This window comes from Methanosarcina sp. KYL-1 (assembly GCF_024372725.1).
Lineage (GTDB): Archaea > Halobacteriota > Methanosarcinia > Methanosarcinales > Methanosarcinaceae > Methanosarcina.
Window position 1 is genome coordinate 1 of sequence record NZ_VOUA01000063.1, and the last position, 1,438, is coordinate 1,438.

Annotated in this window: 4 protein-coding genes; 2 read left to right on the forward strand and 2 right to left on the reverse strand. The window is 43.0% G+C overall.

The window, feature by feature from the left end; all coding sequences use genetic code 11:
• Nucleotides 1-129 (forward strand): monomethylamine:corrinoid methyltransferase (locus tag FTO70_RS17875; RefSeq protein WP_255336840.1); only part of this gene is annotated, 129 nt, incomplete at its 5' end.
• Between the two features lie 323 nt (nucleotides 130-452).
• On the opposite strand, the gene FTO70_RS17880 is transcribed toward FTO70_RS17875, so the two are convergent.
• Nucleotides 453-707, reverse strand: a complete 255-nt coding sequence (locus FTO70_RS17880; RefSeq protein WP_255337125.1) for a DUF2769 domain-containing protein — start codon at nucleotides 705-707, stop codon at nucleotides 453-455.
• A 28-nt stretch (nucleotides 708-735) separates the two neighbouring features.
• Nucleotides 736-909 (reverse strand): hypothetical protein, encoded by a 174-nt coding sequence (locus FTO70_RS17885; protein ID WP_255337126.1) that lies wholly within the window; start codon nucleotides 907-909, stop codon nucleotides 736-738.
• A 340-nt stretch (nucleotides 910-1,249) separates the two neighbouring features.
• On the opposite strand from FTO70_RS17885, the gene FTO70_RS17890 reads away from it, so the two are divergent.
• Nucleotides 1,250-1,438, forward strand: a 189-nt coding sequence (locus FTO70_RS17890; protein WP_255337127.1) for a helix-turn-helix domain-containing protein, incomplete at its 3' end; no start/stop codon positions are given.

The window sequence follows — 1,438 nt, forward strand, 5'->3', positions numbered from 1 at the left end:
GCAAACGCACCTGCAGGAAAGACCTTCCAGGAATGCTACGACGTCAAGACCGTCACCCCAACTGACGAATACATGCAGGTCTACGACGGAGCAAGGAAGAAGCTCGAAGACCTCGGGCTTGTATTCTGAGCATCACTACCTTCCGGTGAAACAATTTCGCCGCCAGGATCCGGGCTTTTTGTCCCGGATCAACTCTTTTCCGGGCTTCCTTTAAGGACCGGCTTCTGTTCCGGTTGGAGGCCTACGGGTAAATATGAAATAGAGTTAAAAAAGTAAAAAAAAGTAAAAAAGTAAAAAAAGTAAAAAAAAGTAAAAAAAAGTAAAAAAGTAAAAAAAGTAAAAAGAGTAAAAAAATAAAGTGAAAAAAGTAAAAAAAGTAAAATAAATAAAGTGAAAAAAATTAAAAAAATAAATTAAAAAAATAAATAAAGTAAAAATTATGGTCCGAAGGTTCACTTGCTCTGCTCTTTTGCCGAACCTTTCGTGCAGTAGTACATGTATTCAAACCCGAAACTGATGGCTACCGGGCAGCCCAGGCAAATGCAGCCGTTTTCTTCGCTTATGCACCTGCTTTTCTCTATGGTCTCAAAACAAAATCCGCCTTTTTCTCCGCATTCCACCCAGGAAGGGCAGTCAGGGCAGATACACATGGATGTGACGTTCTCTTCCTGCGCTTTCAGTAGCTCGGAACTCATTACTCCTGCCATATAATCCCCCTTCTTACAGTTGCCGGTTTTATTTTATAGTATCATCTTTTTCGCTAAAATACTTAACCTGAACTCTGATAATATTCAGGATGAAGAGCCGGAATGAAGAATAAGGTGAACTACCCCTCCCTAAAACCTTTGCCTTCCGGCTCAGGTTTTTGAGGAAGGAGCTTCCTGCTTCATACTCCGGAGCAACCTCCACAAGTCCACAGGCTCTTCCCGCCTGCGGAGATAAAATAGGGGATTAAGAAGAGGCCCGGCCAGGAACCTGGAAATTTTGGAGTCTGGGAGTTGGGGGACCTGGAAGTTGGGGGACCTGGAAATTGGGGGGCCTGGAAATTGAGGGACCTGAAATTTGAGAACGAAAAAGGCTTTCAGCGTGGCCCTTTAACTCTAAGGCGGGAAGTCCCCTTCCTCGGAGGGCGTAGCCCGACAGGTGGGTGATGAAAGCCGTCAACTTCCCGATACTACAATTGATTAACTTTCTATCAATTGTTCAAAGACGTTTATATATATGCAAAGTGACATATTATTAATAGTCCATGCAACTGACTGAAAAGATCAAAATCCATCCTGCAGAAAAACAGGTCGATGTTCTCTGGATTATATCTAACCTCTGCAGGTTGACCTATAATTTTGCTCTGACCGAAAGACAGGAAGCATGGAAAAAAGAGAACAGGCGTGTCAGGTACGTAGAACAGCAGAACAAACTCCCTGAAATAAAGGAAAAG

Coding starts and splice junctions, on each gene's coding strand:
- FTO70_RS17880 (WP_255337125.1), bottom strand. CDS start 707: ATGGCAGGAGTAATGAGTTCCGAGCTACTGAAAGCGCAGGAAGAGAAC.